At 51.7% G+C, this 15247-nt stretch carries 15 protein-coding genes and 1 riboswitch; of the genes, 6 read left to right on the top strand and 9 right to left on the bottom strand.

Annotated features, from left to right (window positions below; genetic code table 11):
• Window positions 1-4: 4 nt before the first annotated feature.
• The 4 genes from H9X84_RS07650 to H9X84_RS07635 all read right to left on the bottom strand — a co-directional run bounded on the left by H9X84_RS07650 (window position 5) and on the right by H9X84_RS07635 (window position 3744).
• A complete protein-coding gene (locus tag H9X84_RS07650; RefSeq protein ID WP_205133779.1) occupies window positions 5-547 on the bottom strand; it encodes a Holliday junction resolvase RecU in 543 nt (180 codons plus the stop codon).
• 187 nt (window positions 548-734) lie between these two features.
• Window positions 735-1517 carry a divergent polysaccharide deacetylase family protein gene (locus tag H9X84_RS07645; RefSeq protein WP_205133780.1) on the bottom strand — a complete coding sequence of 261 codons (783 nt, stop codon included), beginning with the start codon at window positions 1515-1517 and terminating at the stop codon, window positions 735-737.
• A 124-nt stretch (window positions 1518-1641) separates the two neighbouring features.
• On the bottom strand, window positions 1642-3009 hold the full coding sequence (locus H9X84_RS07640; protein WP_330612307.1) for an MATE family efflux transporter: 1368 nt from the start codon (window positions 3007-3009) through the stop codon (window positions 1642-1644).
• A gap of 97 nt (window positions 3010-3106) precedes the next feature.
• A riboswitch (FMN riboswitch) is annotated at window positions 3107-3217 on the bottom strand.
• A gap of 44 nt (window positions 3218-3261) precedes the next feature.
• Complete coding sequence (locus tag H9X84_RS07635; protein WP_205133782.1) at window positions 3262-3744, bottom strand: zinc ribbon domain-containing protein; 483 nt, start codon at window positions 3742-3744, stop codon at window positions 3262-3264.
• 303 nt (window positions 3745-4047) lie between these two features.
• Between H9X84_RS07635 and H9X84_RS07630 the strand changes: the two genes are divergently transcribed.
• Both H9X84_RS07630 and H9X84_RS07625 read left to right on the top strand, forming a co-directional pair.
• Window positions 4048-4623, top strand: a complete 576-nt coding sequence (locus H9X84_RS07630) for a xanthine phosphoribosyltransferase (RefSeq protein WP_205133783.1) — start codon at window positions 4048-4050, stop codon at window positions 4621-4623.
• A 423-nt stretch (window positions 4624-5046) separates the two neighbouring features.
• Window positions 5047-6699, top strand: a complete 1653-nt coding sequence (locus tag H9X84_RS07625; protein WP_205133784.1) for a SulP family inorganic anion transporter — start codon at window positions 5047-5049, stop codon at window positions 6697-6699.
• Window positions 6700-6764: 65 nt separating this feature from the next.
• Here the strand turns inward: H9X84_RS07625 and H9X84_RS07620 are convergent, their stop codons facing one another.
• Window positions 6765-7184, bottom strand: a complete 420-nt coding sequence (locus tag H9X84_RS07620; protein ID WP_205133785.1) for an acyl-CoA thioesterase — start codon at window positions 7182-7184, stop codon at window positions 6765-6767.
• 213 nt (window positions 7185-7397) lie between these two features.
• Here H9X84_RS07620 and H9X84_RS07615 point away from each other — a divergent pair, with 213 nt between their 5' ends.
• The 3 genes from H9X84_RS07615 to H9X84_RS07605 all read left to right on the top strand — a co-directional run bounded on the left by H9X84_RS07615 (window position 7398) and on the right by H9X84_RS07605 (window position 11641).
• Window positions 7398-8987, top strand: a complete 1590-nt coding sequence (locus tag H9X84_RS07615; protein WP_205133786.1) for a potassium/proton antiporter — start codon at window positions 7398-7400, stop codon at window positions 8985-8987.
• Window positions 8988-9126: 139 nt separating this feature from the next.
• On the top strand, window positions 9127-10185 hold the full coding sequence (locus H9X84_RS07610) for a hypothetical protein (RefSeq protein ID WP_205133787.1): 1059 nt from the start codon (window positions 9127-9129) through the stop codon (window positions 10183-10185).
• A gap of 190 nt (window positions 10186-10375) precedes the next feature.
• Window positions 10376-11641 (top strand): glycosyltransferase, encoded by a 1266-nt coding sequence (locus tag H9X84_RS07605; protein WP_205133788.1) that lies wholly within the window; start codon window positions 10376-10378, stop codon window positions 11639-11641.
• A gap of 127 nt (window positions 11642-11768) precedes the next feature.
• On the opposite strand, the gene H9X84_RS07600 is transcribed toward H9X84_RS07605, so the two are convergent.
• The 4 genes from H9X84_RS07600 to H9X84_RS07585 all read right to left on the bottom strand — a co-directional run bounded on the left by H9X84_RS07600 (window position 11769) and on the right by H9X84_RS07585 (window position 13749).
• Entirely contained in the window at window positions 11769-12113 is a 345-nt protein-coding gene (locus tag H9X84_RS07600; protein WP_205133789.1) for a CD1247 N-terminal domain-containing protein, read from the bottom strand.
• Between the two features lie 35 nt (window positions 12114-12148).
• Window positions 12149-12712, bottom strand: coding sequence for an elongation factor P (efp, locus tag H9X84_RS07595; RefSeq protein ID WP_205133790.1), 564 nt, complete (start codon window positions 12710-12712; stop codon window positions 12149-12151).
• A gap of 171 nt (window positions 12713-12883) precedes the next feature.
• Window positions 12884-13393 (bottom strand): YqeG family HAD IIIA-type phosphatase, encoded by a 510-nt coding sequence (locus H9X84_RS07590; RefSeq protein ID WP_205133791.1) that lies wholly within the window; start codon window positions 13391-13393, stop codon window positions 12884-12886.
• On the bottom strand, window positions 13390-13749 hold the full coding sequence (locus H9X84_RS07585; RefSeq protein ID WP_205133792.1) for a NifB/NifX family molybdenum-iron cluster-binding protein: 360 nt from the start codon (window positions 13747-13749) through the stop codon (window positions 13390-13392). Before H9X84_RS07585 ends, H9X84_RS07590 begins: the two co-directional genes overlap by 4 nt.
• A gap of 146 nt (window positions 13750-13895) precedes the next feature.
• Here H9X84_RS07585 and H9X84_RS07580 point away from each other — a divergent pair, with 146 nt between their 5' ends.
• Window positions 13896-15011, top strand: coding sequence for an aminopeptidase (locus tag H9X84_RS07580; protein ID WP_207750544.1), 1116 nt, complete (start codon window positions 13896-13898; stop codon window positions 15009-15011).
• Window positions 15012-15247 lie beyond the last annotated feature (236 nt).

The following is a 15247-nucleotide window of genomic DNA, read 5'->3' as shown; positions in this document are numbered from 1 at the left end:
CAGATTACCCCCTCTCTTCTGTTTCTTCCAGATAACGGGCTACGGCCGCCAGATAATGGAGCAGACCGCCGCCCTGCCGTTCGATCCTGTATTCCTGCGAAAACGCCTCGTAGGGCACCGATTTTCTGCCGCCCCGGCAGGCCTCGTCCCAGTATTTTCTCAATTCCTCCACCGGAAAAAGGAAATATTCTCCTTTCCCCGTAAAAGCTACCAGTAAAAAGGCCAGCCCGCCCTGTCTGCGAAAATCCTCCATAAACAGCAGCTGATGCTCATGGATATTGCGCAGAGGCAGGAAATTCTGGGCCGTCTCCTTGGCATCAAAGCAAACGGGGACCCCCTGTACCACACCGATGTAGTCCACAGTGCTTTCCTTTTCAAAATAGGCCAGGGTAATGGCCCGTTTTTCGTTGTCTACCTGCACCGGCGTAATGGGCGTTGGTATCTTCTGGAACAGGGCCAGCCCCTTCTTCCGGTAAAATTCATTTGTAAAATTGATGATCTCCTCCAGCGCGCTGCCCCGCAGCCCTCTGGAATTCCAATAGGCCATATTGTTCTCCTTCGGATCAAACCGTCTCTATGTAAATCAGTTCTTTGCGTGTTCACCGTTTTCCCCGTCCCAAAAAGCGATTCTTCCTCCGCGTCCAAAGCCGCAGGTTCTCCTTTTGGGGCATCTTATTTTGAGGTATATTATAGCACACTTTTGTTTCCCCGTGAAACGAAATTTATAACTTCTGTCAACCAGATTCTGCCGCCAGCTGAGACAGGAACACAAACCGTACGCCTTCCGCCTCCAGCACAGGGGCCATCTCCGCCAGCACCTGCGCCGTCACCTTGCCGCCCTCCGGCCCCACATGACCAATGGCGATGGCCGATCCTTGCCGTTTGGCTATCTCCGCCGCCTGCCGCAGATTCTGCCGCACTGCTTCCGCGTCCTGGGTGCTGTCCAGAAACACATCCCGCCGAAGATACACCACGCCGGTCTTTTCCGCCATTTCCCTTCCTTTGCTTTCCGCCGTTGTCATACTGTCCAGAAACAGACCGCCTCTTTCCGCCACCTCCGACAACACCCAGCCCAGACATTCCGGCTGTTCCATCACGGCGGAGCCCATGTGGTTATTGACGCCCACCGCGTCCGGCAGGATATCATAGGCCTCCCGCACCCGTTCCCGGACGTCTTCCTCCGTCATATCCAGAAAAATCCCCTTTTCGCCTACCCATTCCCGTTTTCCTTCCAGAGATTCCATAGGCAGATGGATCAAGAGTTCTTTTCCCGCCTGCCGCGCCTTTTGGGCGTCCTCCTCTGTCCTTTCCGAAAAAGGCATCACCGCCGCTGTCCATGGGATCTCCAGCTCCAGCAGTTCCTCCTCTCCCGCCCCGCCATAGCCGAAATCATCAATGACCACCGCCAGGCAGGCGGCAGAGGGGGCGGAAACCTCCTTCCACCGGGCTGTGGTCTGTCCCCCCACGAAACAGCACAGAAACAGCAGCAGATACGCGGGGATTTTTTTATGTCTCATATTCTTCTTCCCTTCCTATGGGTCTACCTCATTCATATCCCCTTTTCCTGTCCCCTATACGTAAAACAAGAAAAAAAGACGAAGCCCGGGAATCCGTTCCCAACACTCCGTCTTATTCTGTCCATTACCAGCCCCGTTCTTTCCAGTCGCGGAACTCAAAAAATATCAGAATCCCCGCCAGCGCAAAAGCCAGCACATCCGCCGCCGGCGCCGCCCACAATGCGCCCATCAGCCCGTATCGGGAGGACAGCAGCAGCGACAGGGGAATCAGGAAAATGGCCTGTCTGGAAAGGGCCGTCAAAAGAGATTTCCATGGCTTGCCGATGGCCTGGAAGAAGGAGGCCGTTACCTGCGGCAGACCGTATACGAAAAATCCCATCATATACACATGGAAGCTGAGCACGGCAAACTCCACATACAGCGGCTCATTTTCCACAAAGAGCCCCGCCAGCAGCCGTCCTCCCAACTGGAATACGCCAAACCACACAAAGGAAATTACAAAGGAGACTGTCACCGCCACACGGAAGGTCCGTCTCACCCGCCGGTACTGCTTGGCGCCGTAATTATAGCCGTTGATGGGCTGTGTGCCTGACGCCACGCCTACAAACATGGCATGAGCGATCTGATAGATCTTCATCATGATGCCGTAGCAGGACAGGGCGATCTCACTGCCGTAAACGGTCAGCGCGCCATAATCCCGCATCAGATTGTTCATGACGATCTGGGTCAGGGCTGTGGCCGTCTGCATACAGAAGCTGGGGAATCCCAGCACCAGAATCCTGCCGCTGACTGCCCCCCGCAGGGCCATATTTTCCTTATGAAAGGTAATATGCTCAAATTTAGGCAGATAAGCGATACAGATGATCCCCGCCACGATCTGGCCCAGAATGGTAGCGATGGCCGCTCCGGCCACACCCAGATCCAGCAGAAAAATAAATATCGGGTCCAGCACCACATTGATTCCCGCGCCGATCATCATGCTTTTCATGGCGTATTTGGGATTGCCGTCAGAACGAATGATGGCTGTAAAGGCCATATTGGCCATCTGGAAAGGCAGGCCCAGCGCCAGAATACGCAGATAAACCACCGATTCTTCCAGCACTGCCTCCGAGGCCCCGAAAAGCCGGGCAAAGAAATTGCCGCCCAGCAGCATGGCCGCCGCCAGAACAATCCCCGCCAGAAACAGCAGCACAACGCCGTTGCCCAGGGTCCGCTCCGCCTCCGGGCGTTCCTTCCGGCCCAGACAAAGGCTGATATTGGCCGCTGTGCCGTCCCCCACCATCAGCGCCAGTGCCGCCGAAATGGTCACCATGGGAAAGGCGGCGTTGGTAGCGGCAATCCCCGCAACGCCCGCCGCGTGGCCAATAAAGATCTGGTCCACGATATTATACAGACAGTTGACCATCAGCGTCATAACCGTCGGTATGGAAAATTTCATCAAAAGTCTGCTGATTTTCGCCGTTCCCAGAATATTTCCTTTTTCTTCCGTCACGTCCATCCCTCCTTTGAAATCAGAAAAGGCGCCTTTCGGCGCCTGATTCCTTTCCTCCAAAAAACGGGCAGCCGAAAAGCCGATGATCCTCTCACCGTCATTTCTTCTCCCATCCAGACTGTCTGTCGGCTTCGTAATTGCAACGAATCAGCTTTTGGCTTGCGGGCTGTTACCGCCGGTAGAGATATACTCGTTTCCGAAGAAATCACAATATTGATGTTGTTTTCATGGTAGCACAGCTATTTTTCCATGTCAAGGATGCTCCACAGCCTTGCCGCAGCTGCCGCAGAACTTCTGGCCTTCCGCCAAAGGGGCGCCGCATCCGCCGCAGAATCTCTCGCCGTCTACGGTGACCGCCACAGGCGTATCTCCTTTGACTTCTTCCAGGCGCTGTGCCGCTTCTTTGGCCGCCTGCTCCGCCTCCAGCCGCTTCTGCTCGGCGCGCTCCGCTTTTTCCGCCTCCCGCTGCGCCTTTATGGCCTCGATTTCTGTTTCCAGCTCCCGAATCCGGTCCTGGGCCGCCACGATCTTATCACAGATATGCATGGCCTCATCATCCAGCTTTTCGCCCATTACAAATTTCGCCCAGTAATACTTGCCCAGATCCGTCTGATAGACCTGAATATTCCCCTGTTCCATAACGATATCGCTGTTGATGCGGTTAATCTCCAGACTGTCGTTGGCCTTATCCGCCGCCGTTTTCGCGAATTCCCCCAGTTTATCCAAAAATGCCATAGGTCATCACCTTCCTGTGTGCCGGTTTCGTTGTTCCTGTTTTTTATTATATCAGCAAATCCGTCCTGAGAAAACAAATTTCCATAAAACGACATCCGTTTTCTTCCATTTTTCTTTTATCAAAAATCCATAAAATTTCTCTGAATTCTTTTGGATTTCCTTCCGTATTTACAAAAATGCGCGCAGAGCGCCAAAGAAGTATTTACATTGGATTCGTACCACCGTATAATGAAAATACCTTAACATGAGAGCGGAAAAACGTGAAATCAGGAAGTTTTGTAAGTATCAGAGGGAGCTTGTATCATGGAGTTGTTGAAACAAAGAATCATCAAAGACGGAACAGAAATCGGAACAGAGGTCGTAAAAGTAGACTCTTTCCTGAACCATCAGCTGGATATCGGCCTGTTTATGGCTCTGGGCAAGGAGATCTACCGCCGTTTCGGCCATCTGGGCATCAATAAAATACTGACCATCGAAGCCTCCGGCATCGGTATCGCGGCAGTCACCGCCATTTATTTTGATCTGGTGCCTGTTGTTTTCGCGAAGAAAACACAGCCCAATACCATGACAGAGGAATTTTACGGCGCACCGGTGAAATCCTTTACCAAAGGGACCGTTTCCATCGCCCGTGTTTCCAAAAAATATCTGAATGAAAACGATAAGGTTTTAATCATCGACGATTTCCTTGCGCACGGCGAAGCGGCTATGGGCCTTGCCAGTCTGGTAGAACAGGCGGGGGGCACCGTCTGCGGTATCGCCGCCATTATCGAGAAAGAATTCCAGGGCGGCAGCAAAAAGCTGCGGGACGCTGGCTATCTCGTAGATTCTCTGGCCGTTATCACGAAAGTGGAAGACGGAAAGATCTATTTCAAGGACTGATCGTCCTTTTCTTTTCCAGCGGTCTCTACCCGCTGCCCATTCTAAAGAAAATTTCGCCGCCGCGGCTTACGCGGCGGCGTTTTTTTGTCTGACTTTTGCCTTCTTTTTCTCCTCTTCCTGTCCTTTTTGCATAATCCCTTATATTTTTGTATTTCCCCTCCAAATCAATCCTTTTTCCGTTTTTAAAAATCCCAGTCTTTTTCTATGTTTCCCTTTCTCTGTCCTACCCCGACAAAATATACAAAAAAATGTATGTTTCCTCCTCTGTTTTTTTCTGTCTCATTTCCTTTTTCCCCATTGTGAAAATCATTCGCCTTTGTTATGATGTAAACGCACGTGCCCCTTAGAGCGTCACACCGAGAGACACATGGGAGCAGGTGCTTTTTTCATGAATCCAAAGAATCAAACAAGGGGGTATTCTGTATGCTGCGTGGATTCGCAGAGGATTTGAAACAGGAATTTCATGGGTACGGCTCCGCCGCGCTTCTAAAAGATCTGATGGCAGGTCTTACCGTTGCCGCCGTGGCACTGCCGCTGGCGCTGGCCTTCGGTGTCAGTTCCGGCGCCGACGCCGCTTCCGGCCTGATTACCGCCATCATCGCCGGTATCGTTATGAGCCTTCTGGCAGGGGGATATTATCAGATCTCCGGTCCCACCGGCGCTATGGCCGCCATTCTGACCTCGCTGGTGGCGGGGTACGGTCTGGACGGCGTTTTTGTGGCAACACTGCTGGCGGGCATCCTGCTGCTGCTGGCAGGGCTTCTGCGTCTGGGCAAGCTGACCTCCTTTATCCCCGCCCCGGTCATCACCGGCTTTACCTCCGGTATCGCCGTCATCATCGCGCTGGGACAGGTAGATAATTTCTTCGGCACTTACAGCGAAGGCCCTTCCGCCATCGCCAAACTCATCAGCTATGGCTCTCTGGGCTTCCATCCCAACCTGACCTCTGTGGGCATCGGTCTTTTTGTGGTGCTGTTTATGGTGTTTTTCCCGAAAAAATGGAACGCCGTCGTTCCGGCGTCCCTTATCAGTATTATCTTAGCCACCGCCGTTTCCATACTGGCAGGGCTGGAGGTGCCCGTGGTGGGTACCATTCCCCAGACGCTGTTCCCGGAAAACAGTCTGAAGCTGTCCTCCCTGAACCCTTCCATGATGGCGGGGCTCATTACGCCAGCCTTCAGTATCGCCATTCTTGGCATGATCGAAAGTCTCCTCTGCGGCGCCAGCGCCTCCCAGATGACGGGTGTGCGCCTGAAAAGCAATCAGGAACTGATTGCCCAGGGCGTAGGCAATATCCTGCTGCCCTTCTTCGGCGGCATCCCCGCCACGGCGGCCATCGCCCGTACCAGCGTTGCCATCCGTTCCGGCGCCAAAACAAGACTTACCGGCGTATTCCACGCCATCGGGCTTTTGATCTCCATGTTCCTGCTGGCCCCCGTCATGTCCCAGATTCCTATGGCGGCTCTGGCCGGTGTTTTGATGGTCACCGCCTGGAGAATGAACGAGTGGAACTCTATCCTCTATATGTTCTCTCATAAATTCAAGGGGGCCATGCTGGAATTTGTCGCTACCATGATCGCTACCATCGTATTCGACCTGACCATCGCCATTCTGGTCGGTGTGGTCATCGGGCTGGTATTTCTGGTTTCCCGCCTCTCTTTTATCGAGATCAATTACGAAAAGGTGGATATGTCCCGTCTCCATGTCACAGACGAGGCCCTCTGCCGCCGTTACGATAACGCCATGGTGGCCTATATCACCGGCCCCATGATCTTTGCCAATACTCAGAATGTGGCGGATATCGCCCTTCACATGGCAGGCTGCGACACCCTGCTGCTGTCCATGCGCGGCGTTTCCAACATTGATATTTCCTGTGCCCAGACACTGCGGACCCTGGTCGGCAATCTGCGGATGCAGGGCATTGACGTAGCCCTCTGCGGTCTTCCCGCCCGGGCCATGGAAATGATGCGCCGTACCGATCTGGATGAGTATATCGGCAAGGAAAACTTCTACTGGAGCGTAGAACGGGCACTGCTCACCAACCGCCCTCTGCCTCCCTGCCGAACAGAAAACTGACAACACCCCTGTTTTTCCATAGAAAAAGGCGTGTCCTCCTGATTTTTACGGCGGACACGCCTTTTTTATTTATTTTCCGCCGCCAGACGGCGAAGGATGCTGTCCAGTTCCGGCATCCGCTGTTTCATCCGGGCGGGCTTTCCTTCCTGCGTCAGGAAACAGTGCTGAGACTGTGCCGTGCAGAGGATTTCTCCCGTTTGGGCATTTCGCATCTCATAGCCCAGATACATCAGCAGACCGTTATACTTCTCCACTGTCACTGAAATCTCCACCTGATCGGCAAAGGTCGTAGAGTGAAGATAACGCACCTGCACCCCCACCACCGGAGATACCAGACCTTCCGCCTCAATCTTCTCAAAGCCCCAGCCGATTTTTTCCAGAAAATCCACACGGGCCTCCTCCATCCAACGCACATAGTTGGCGTGATGGGTGATGCCCATTTTATCCGTTTCGTAATAATGCACCTTATGCAGATATGCCTCCATTATCCCGCCGTCCTTTCTTTTTCTTCTTCTTTTGTAATTCGGTTTTTCCCCGCCCGTTTCCTTTTTCAAAAAGACCGAAAAAACAGCGAAAAATGAAAACTTTTCGTCAACTTCGACGAAAGTGGGAAAAACCCTTGCGAAACAAGCCAATTTTCCTTTACTCTTAATAAGGAACGCCGTTCTCCGGGACGGCAGTATAGGAGGGATGAAATCTTGAATGAAGTATTACTGCTCTCCGGTATCGTCATCATGATCTGCATACTGGCTCACCGTCTGACCTTCCGTCTGGGTGTGCCTTCCCTGCTGGTCTTTCTGGTACTGGGGATGTTTTTCGGCGTCGACGGCGCTTTGCAGATCTCTTTCAGCGATTACGGCCTGTCTGAGATCGTCTGCTCCGCCGCTCTGATTTTTATTATGTTTTACGGCGGCTTCGGCACCAATTTCAAAGAAGCCCGCTCCATCGCGGTCCCGGCCACGCTGCTTTCCACGGCTGGCGTTGTTCTGACCGCCGGTCTGGTAGGGGCTTTCGTCCATTACGTACTGGGCGTCAACTGGCTGGAAAGTCTGTTAATCGGCTCTGTAATTTCCTCCACCGACGCGGCCTCGGTCTTCAGCATCCTCCGTTCCCGGAAGCTGAATCTGAAGCACCATACCGCCTCCATGCTGGAAATGGAATCCGGTTCCAATGACCCCATGTCTTATATGCTGACGCTGCTCTTTATTTCCCTGCTGGGCGGTGAGGGCATCTCCGTACCGCTGCTGCTGCTCAAGCAGATCCTCATTGGCGGCCTCTTCGGTCTGGTTCTGGGAAAAATCGTGGTTTTTGTCCTGAACCGCTGCAACTTCTATATTGCACAGGGCAATACCATTTTCCTGTTCGCGACGGCTCTTCTGGCCTACGCCCTGCCCAGTGCTTTGGGCGGCAACGGCTATCTGAGCGCCTATTTGTGCGGCATCCTCATGGGCAACTCCTATCTTCCCAGAAAACGTGATCTGGTGCTGATGTTCGATGTACTGACCGGCGTTGCCCAGATGATTATTTTCTTCCTGCTGGGACTTCTGGTAACCCCATCAGAGCTGGGGGCTGTGTTCCTGCCCTCTCTGCTCATTATGGTATTCCTGACCTTTATCGCCAGACCGGTTGCCGTAGCGGCAGTGCTGGTGCCCTTTGGCGCGCCCAAGGAGCAGATCGCTTTGGTTTCCTGGTCCGGCCTGCGGGGAGCCGCTTCCATCGTATTCGCCATCCAGGCCATGCTTCATGGAGCCTCCCACGAATTCAACCTGTTTAACCTGGTGTTCTGTATTGTCCTGCTGTCCATTTCCTTCCAGGGGTCTCTTCTGGCGCCTCTGGCCCATAAATTGAATATGATCGACGAAAAAGCCGACGTCCGCAAAACCTTCAATGACTATCAGGAGGAAAGCGACGTTACCTTCGCCAAGATCTCCATTGGGGAAAACCACCCCTGGGCAAATCTGCCCCTGCGTGACGCGCCTATGCCGCCGGAGCTGCTGGTAGTGCTGATCCTGCGTCAGAACAGCTCTCTGATCCCCAACGGCTCCACCGTGCTGCTGCCGGGGGACCTGCTGGTCATCGCCGGGCAGGAATTTGAAGATCGGGACAACATGACGCTGTACGAAGTCTCCATCGACAAGACCCACAAATGGAAGGGCAAATCCCTCAAGGAACTGGCTCTGCCCAAAGGAACTCTCATTGTCATGATCCAGAATAAGGCAGGAACCATCATCCCTGACGGCAACTCTGTCATCCAGTCAGAGGATACCCTCGTCATCGCCAAATTCTAAAGCTAAGGCCCTTCCTGGGAAACAGGAAGGGCCTTTCTTACAAATTCTTTAAACCACACTTCTCCTCTTTGCTTCTTGTCACACAAGTGCTATGATGAAAAAAACGCCGCCATTCTGCCAATAGAAAGGAGACCTTGCTATGAAAAGAAAAATCGCCGCTTTCTTCTGTTCCACTTTCCTGCTTCTGGGGAATACTGTACCCGCATTGGCCGCGGAAACACTGGTCTCCCTGCCAAAGGAGCACATGGTTTCCATTGCAGGACATCCCGTTTCTGTTTTTTTCCTGGCAGATGTCTATGATGACCCTGTTTATGGGCCACAATGCAATTACTCCCTCGGAGACTGCTTTCTCCCCGCTGCCGATCTGCGGCAGTATGGCTTTGAAGTCCTCTGGCATCCAGAGGAACGCTGCGCTACCATCGCACCAAAGGCAGATTTTAAAGATACAATCTTTCCGGAAAACTCTGCTGACCATCCCGCCTCCTATGTCCCGGCGGCAACCGACATGAAGGCCTACGGCGGACACGAAAAATCATTCCCCCTCCGTTCTCTTTATTCCGACGGAAAGCTGTTCGTGAATCTCTATGACGTATTTTCCAAATTCGGTACGGTAACCATGGAACAAACACAGCAAAACAATGTCTGGATCAATAAAGTAGATTTTCAGATACAGAGTGCTGTGCCTGCCGTAGACGGCCAAAACGGTATCTTTCTTCCGCTGAAAGAAGCGTTTCCGGTCACCAGCCTTTATCAGGGCACACTGGTTTCCAAAGCATGGACACGGCCCACAGATACGGAAGCGGATGCACCTGTGGTTCCTTTTTATGATCTGTCCATTTTCCATCCGGAAACAGAGACCTCTCAGAATCAGTCTTATATCGGCTATACGCCCGCTCTGTTCCGCCAGATGGGACTTGCCGTAAAAACAGAAGGCTCGCTGACCTCCATGGCCTTTGCCGGAGAACCAAAAAGCACTGCTTTTACGGATTATGAAGTATATGTCATGTCGGAACCAACGGACATCTACAACGTGGATCTGTCTCTGACAGACAAAAACGGCAATATGATCACCGCGGAAGGCCCCTATCCTGTTTTTCTTTCCATCAAAGGCTCCCTCTGTATCCGCACAGACATTCTGGCGCAAACATTGGGACTGGATGTAGACCACTATGGATATGCGTATACTCTGCCGCGGTAGGCTTAATGATATCCGCCGGATTTTTCCGGCGGATATTTTTTTGCCAACATCCGCATAAAATAAACGATCAGTTAAGATCATGAAAAAAACAGGTTTCCCCTTGACAGTAGTACGATTTCGGACTAAAATCCATATAAAATACGATTTCGGACTATTGTCAAATACTCTGCGAAGGAGGATGGTGTTCTATATGAATTTATTATTTTCCATTGATCGAAACTGTATCGACCTGCTCTTAAACTGTATGCACTCCATTTCCGAAAACGGCGGTGCGGAAACATACGACGCCTATATTTTCCATTCGGACCTGGGGAGCATGGATGCGGAACGGATCAAGGCCTTTTCCCCGCCCTCTGTCCGCTGCTTTTTTCTCGCCGTTCCGGAGGAGATGTTTTCCGATTTCCCGGAAACAAAACGTTACCCCAGACAGATCTATTACCGCCTTGCCGCGGCGGAACTTCTGCCCAAACATCTGGAACGGATTCTGTATCTGGATATAGATACCCTGGTTATCAACGACCTGAGAGAATTATATGATACCGACTTTCAGGGAAATCTGTTCGTGGCCTGTACCCACACCAAAAAACTTCTTTCCCGCATCAATCAGGTCCGTCTGGACGTAGAGGAAAACGTACCCTATGTCAATACCGGCGTCCTGCTGATGCATCTGCCCCTCATGCGAAAAGAAGTAAAGCTGGAAGAAATTCAGGCTTACGCGGCGGAGAAAAAAAATACCCTGCTCCTTCCGGATCAGGATATCCTGACGGCGCTGTACGGCCATCGTGTAAAACTGGCGGACCCTTTAAAATATAATTTAAGCGACAGGGATATTGATTTTTACAATGCCGACCCCATGCACCGGAAAATTGATCTGGCATGGGTCAGAAAAAACGCCGTGATCCTGCATTACTATGGCCGGAACAAGCCATGGAAGGAATCTTATCACGGCATTCTGGGCGTTTTTTACGAACAGCAGAAGGAACGGCGAAAACTTCTGCGTCCCGATCCCGCTAAGGAACAGTTGGAAACACTGAACCAGCAGATGAAGGAGCTGGCGGGGCTTTATCGGAAAGCCGTCAGCCGTCTGGGCGTTTCCGAAAACGAGCTGTGGGTCTGGTATTCTCTCATCGTCCTGAAGGGAGACCAGACACAGCAGGAGATCTGCAATTTGTGGTCCCTTTCCAAACAGACGGTGAATACCATTATCAACCATATGGCGCAAAAGGGTCTGGTTACCCTGGAAAATGTTCCCGGCGCCAGAAACAGAAAAATCATCCGCCTGACGCCGGAAGGAGAGACTTACGGGAAACAGATCATCCTGCCCCTGTCCGAGGCGCAGCTGCGCGCCTTCACAAAGCTATCGCCGGAAGTCAGAACCGTCTTCCTTCAGGGGATGGGACAATATTTGGAGGCCTTAACGGAGATTCTTTCGGCCAACTCCTTCCCCGACCATTGATCCGCCAAAAAGAGGCAACATCTCCTTCTCTCTGCTCCACACTCCTCTTTCCAAAGGAGTCCCCCTTTTGCCGCAAAAAAAGAGAGTTGTTCTGCCGGAATTGGCAAAAGCAGCTCTCTTCTTTTTTTCAGAATTTCAATTCATCCATATCCGTAGTACCCATGGGGATATCGTTGCCGCAGGCAGGACACTGGATAGAAGTTTCCGTTTCCATGGTCTCCTCGTCTACGTCGATCTCCTCGCCGCAGTTAGGGCAGATGAAGGAATAGAAATATACCGGTTCCTCCTCGTCTGTCTCAAAGTCCATTTCCTCCAGATCCTCATCGTCCAGAAATGTCTCCAGCATAAAGGCCATATCCTCCAGAATATCCATCATGCCATGAAAGATTTTCCCTTCCTTGCTGTCGGGGTCAAATCCGCTGCCGTCGCAAAGACCGCGCAGATATGTGATCTTCTTCTCGAAATATTCCATGCAAAGGCCTCCTTCCCCATGATTGGGTCATGAAATCAGTTGTTTACTCTGCTCAGGTATTCGCCTGTACGTGTGTCGATCTTGATGATCTCGCCCTGGTTGATGAACAGAGGCACCTGTACGGATGCGCCTGTTTCCACAATGGCGGGTTTTGTTGCGCCCTGTGCTGTGTTGCCTGCGAAGCCGGGTTCTGTTTCTGTGATTTCCAGTTCTACAAACAGAGGGGGCTCGATACCGAATACGTTGCCGTCATGAGACAGGATCTTAACGGTTTCGTTTTCCTTAACGAATTTCAGCGCATCGCCTACATCGCTTGCGTTCAGCGCGATCTGGTCGAATGTTTCGTTGTTCATGAAGTGATACAGTTCACCGTCTGTGTACAGGTACTGCATATCCTGTCTGTCAATGTGCGCCTTGGACATTTTTTCCGTAGGACGGAAAGTTTTTTCCACTACCGCGCCTGTTTTGATGTTTTTCAGTCTGGTACGAACGAAAGCCGCGCCCTTACCGGGTTTTACGTGCTGGAACTCCAGAACGCTGTATACTTCGCCTTCGTATTCCATGGTTACGCCATTTCTAAGATCACCTGCAGAAATCATGTATATTCCTCCTCAAATTCTTTTCCTACGGTGGTATTCCACCGCTGTCATGAAACTTATTATATACTTCTTATTCTGAAAAATAAGCATATCCTTTTATATTCTAAAGGAAAAACGCCTATTTTTCAATAAAAAATTAAGAAAAAAACGGGTTTTGCCCCATTTTTTCCTTTATTTCAGCCCGTTCCGGCGGAAATAGACCTTCATGACCTGACGTTCCAGGCCACGTTTTACCTTTGTCACCAGCTGGTCCCGGTTGCAGATGGGCGCCGTCATAATGCTGTACAGGCCGCCTCTGTGGCCGCACCACATATCTGTAAAGACCTGATCCCCTACCAGCGCCGCCTCGGAAGGGTCCAGCCCCAGCTTTGCCAGCGCCAGATGCATTTTTTTGTAGCCGGGCTTGCCCGCCTTATACACCGCCAGCGTCTTTAATGGCGCGTTGAACCGGCTCACCCTCTCCTTATTGTTATTGGACAGGATCACCAGCCGGAAGCCCATTTCCCGCAGTCTGGCGAAATACGCGATGAGTTTCTCGTCCGGGTCCGCCACATCAAAGGGGGCAATGGTATTGTCGATATCGAATACCAGTCCGCGGATGCCCATGGCCCGCAGCTGCTCCAGAGGCAGCTCATACACAGACGAAATATACAAATCCGGGAAAAATCTCTCCAGTATCATAAGTCCTCCTTCTTCTCCTCGCTCCACTCCATGCGCAGCAGGGCGTTTTCCTCAATATCCCCCAGCTTTTCCCCGCTGAGGTAACGAACCATGATGTCATCGGCTTCTCCTACCACGCCGTAGGTCAGCTCGATCCGCTTGGTCCGCAGCAGGGTCCTGCCTTCCGAATGGATGTTGCAGCAGATAACGGCATTGATGCCCTGTTCCGTCAGAAATTCCGCCATGGTCCTGTTCCCCAGCGGAACCACCTCTCTGGCCTTTACCAGTTCGATCTCCACATCATAGACCGTAAATTCCTTCGCCATATGGTACTGGCGGTACACTCTGCCGTTCTTTGTCGGAATGGCCACACGCATCCCCTTCACCGTCCTTTTTTCTCTGTCTGTGACTATTGTATCCAGCCCGCCAGCCCTTGTCAAATTTTCGGAAAAATTTTTTTGCCTATCGGCGGTTTTCGGGGTAAAATAGGAAGGAATCAGAAGGAAAAGAAAGGAGAATCATTATGGACCCCAGAATCCAACAACTTGCATATAACCTGGTACACAATTCCTGCCGCCTGCAAAAAGGCGAAAAGGTCATGATCCACCAGAACGGCATCCATCCTGCGCCGCTGGTAAAGGCCATCATCAAAGAGGTATACAACATCGGCGCTACGCCCTTTTTGCAGCTGATGACAAACTCTCTGGAACGGGAACTGCTCTTAGGCGCCACAAAGGAACAGATGGAGCTGATGGCGGAGGCGGACAGCCTGCTGATGAAGGAAATGGACGCCTTTATCGGCGTCAGAGGTGAGGACAATATTACGGAACAGGCCGATGTCCCCAATGAAAAGCAGAGTATTTACGAAAAATATTATTCCTCCCCCGTACACCATGAGATCCGGGTGCCCCATACCAAATGGGTGGTGCTGCGCTATCCCACCAACGGCATGGCACAGGCGGCCCATACCAGTCTGGAGGATTTCGAGGATTTCTATTTCAACGTCTGCAATCTGGACTACACCAAAATGTCCAAAGCCATGGACAGCATTGTAGAGCTGATGAACCGGACAGACAAAGTGCGTCTGGTGGCAAAAGGCACTGACCTGACCTTCTCCATCAAGGATATCCCCGCCATTAAATGCGCCGGCACCTGCAACATCCCCGACGGGGAAATCTATACCGCGCCTGTAAGGGACTCCATCAACGGCGTCATCACCTACAACACACCTTCCGAATACAACAGCTTTACCTTTGAAAATGTCAAGCTGACGTTCAAGGACGGAAAGATCGTAGACTGTGACGGCAACGACAAGGAGCGTCTGGAGCATATTTTCAATACGGACGAAGGGGCACGATATGTGGGCGAGTTCGCCATTGGCGTAAACCCTTATATCACCAAGCCCATGAACAATATCCTCTTTGACGAAAAGATTTCCGGCAGTATCCATTTCACCCCCGGCAACTGCTATGACGACGCCCCCAACGGCAATAAATCCGCCATCCACTGGGATCTGGTGCTGATTATGACACCGGAATACGGCGGCGGCGAAATCTGGTTCGATGATGTACTCATCCGTAAGGACGGACGGTTCGTCCTGCCGGAGCTGGAGTGCCTGAATCCAGAGAATTTGAAATAAGAAATGTATCGGCGGCGATACATTTATAATAGAAGAAACACCTTCCGAAAAATTGGGAAGGTGTTTTTCTTTGTACTTTTTTAGAAAAAACAAAAAAAATGAATCTTTTCCCTGATGCCTCTGCCCCAAAACTGCCGTTTCCGGCTCTTCCGACCCGCACCGGGTCGGCGAAAGGGTTTCCAAAGGGAAATTCTGTCCCTTTGGTCGCCTGCGGGGGTTTGGGGACCATGCGAAAG

This window comes from Anaerotignum lactatifermentans (genome assembly GCF_016902535.1).
Taxonomy (GTDB): domain Bacteria; phylum Bacillota; class Clostridia; order Lachnospirales; family Anaerotignaceae; genus Anaerotignum; species Anaerotignum lactatifermentans_A.
The sequence above is the reverse complement of the archived record's forward strand: the minus strand, read 5'-3'. Positions and strand labels throughout refer to the sequence as shown.

Coding starts and splice junctions, on each gene's coding strand:
- H9X84_RS07650 (WP_205133779.1), bottom strand. CDS start 547: ATGGCCTATTGGAATTCCAGAGGGCTGCGGGGCAGCGCGCTGGAGGAG.
- H9X84_RS07645 (WP_205133780.1), bottom strand. CDS start 1,517: ATGAGACATAAAAAAATCCCCGCGTATCTGCTGCTGTTTCTGTGCTGT.
- H9X84_RS07635 (WP_205133782.1), bottom strand. CDS start 3,744: ATGGCATTTTTGGATAAACTGGGGGAATTCGCGAAAACGGCGGCGGAT.
- H9X84_RS07630 (WP_205133783.1), top strand. CDS start 4,048: ATGGAGTTGTTGAAACAAAGAATCATCAAAGACGGAACAGAAATCGGA.
- H9X84_RS07625 (WP_205133784.1), top strand. CDS start 5,047: ATGCTGCGTGGATTCGCAGAGGATTTGAAACAGGAATTTCATGGGTAC.
- H9X84_RS07620 (WP_205133785.1), bottom strand. CDS start 7,184: ATGGAGGCATATCTGCATAAGGTGCATTATTACGAAACGGATAAAATG.
- H9X84_RS07610 (WP_205133787.1), top strand. CDS start 9,127: ATGAAAAGAAAAATCGCCGCTTTCTTCTGTTCCACTTTCCTGCTTCTG.
- H9X84_RS07605 (WP_205133788.1), top strand. CDS start 10,376: ATGAATTTATTATTTTCCATTGATCGAAACTGTATCGACCTGCTCTTA.
- H9X84_RS07600 (WP_205133789.1), bottom strand. CDS start 12,113: ATGGAATATTTCGAGAAGAAGATCACATATCTGCGCGGTCTTTGCGAC.
- efp (WP_205133790.1), bottom strand. CDS start 12,712: ATGATTTCTGCAGGTGATCTTAGAAATGGCGTAACCATGGAATACGAA.
- H9X84_RS07590 (WP_205133791.1), bottom strand. CDS start 13,393: ATGATACTGGAGAGATTTTTCCCGGATTTGTATATTTCGTCTGTGTAT.
- H9X84_RS07585 (WP_205133792.1), bottom strand. CDS start 13,749: ATGCGTGTGGCCATTCCGACAAAGAACGGCAGAGTGTACCGCCAGTAC.
- H9X84_RS07580 (WP_207750544.1), top strand. CDS start 13,896: ATGGACCCCAGAATCCAACAACTTGCATATAACCTGGTACACAATTCC.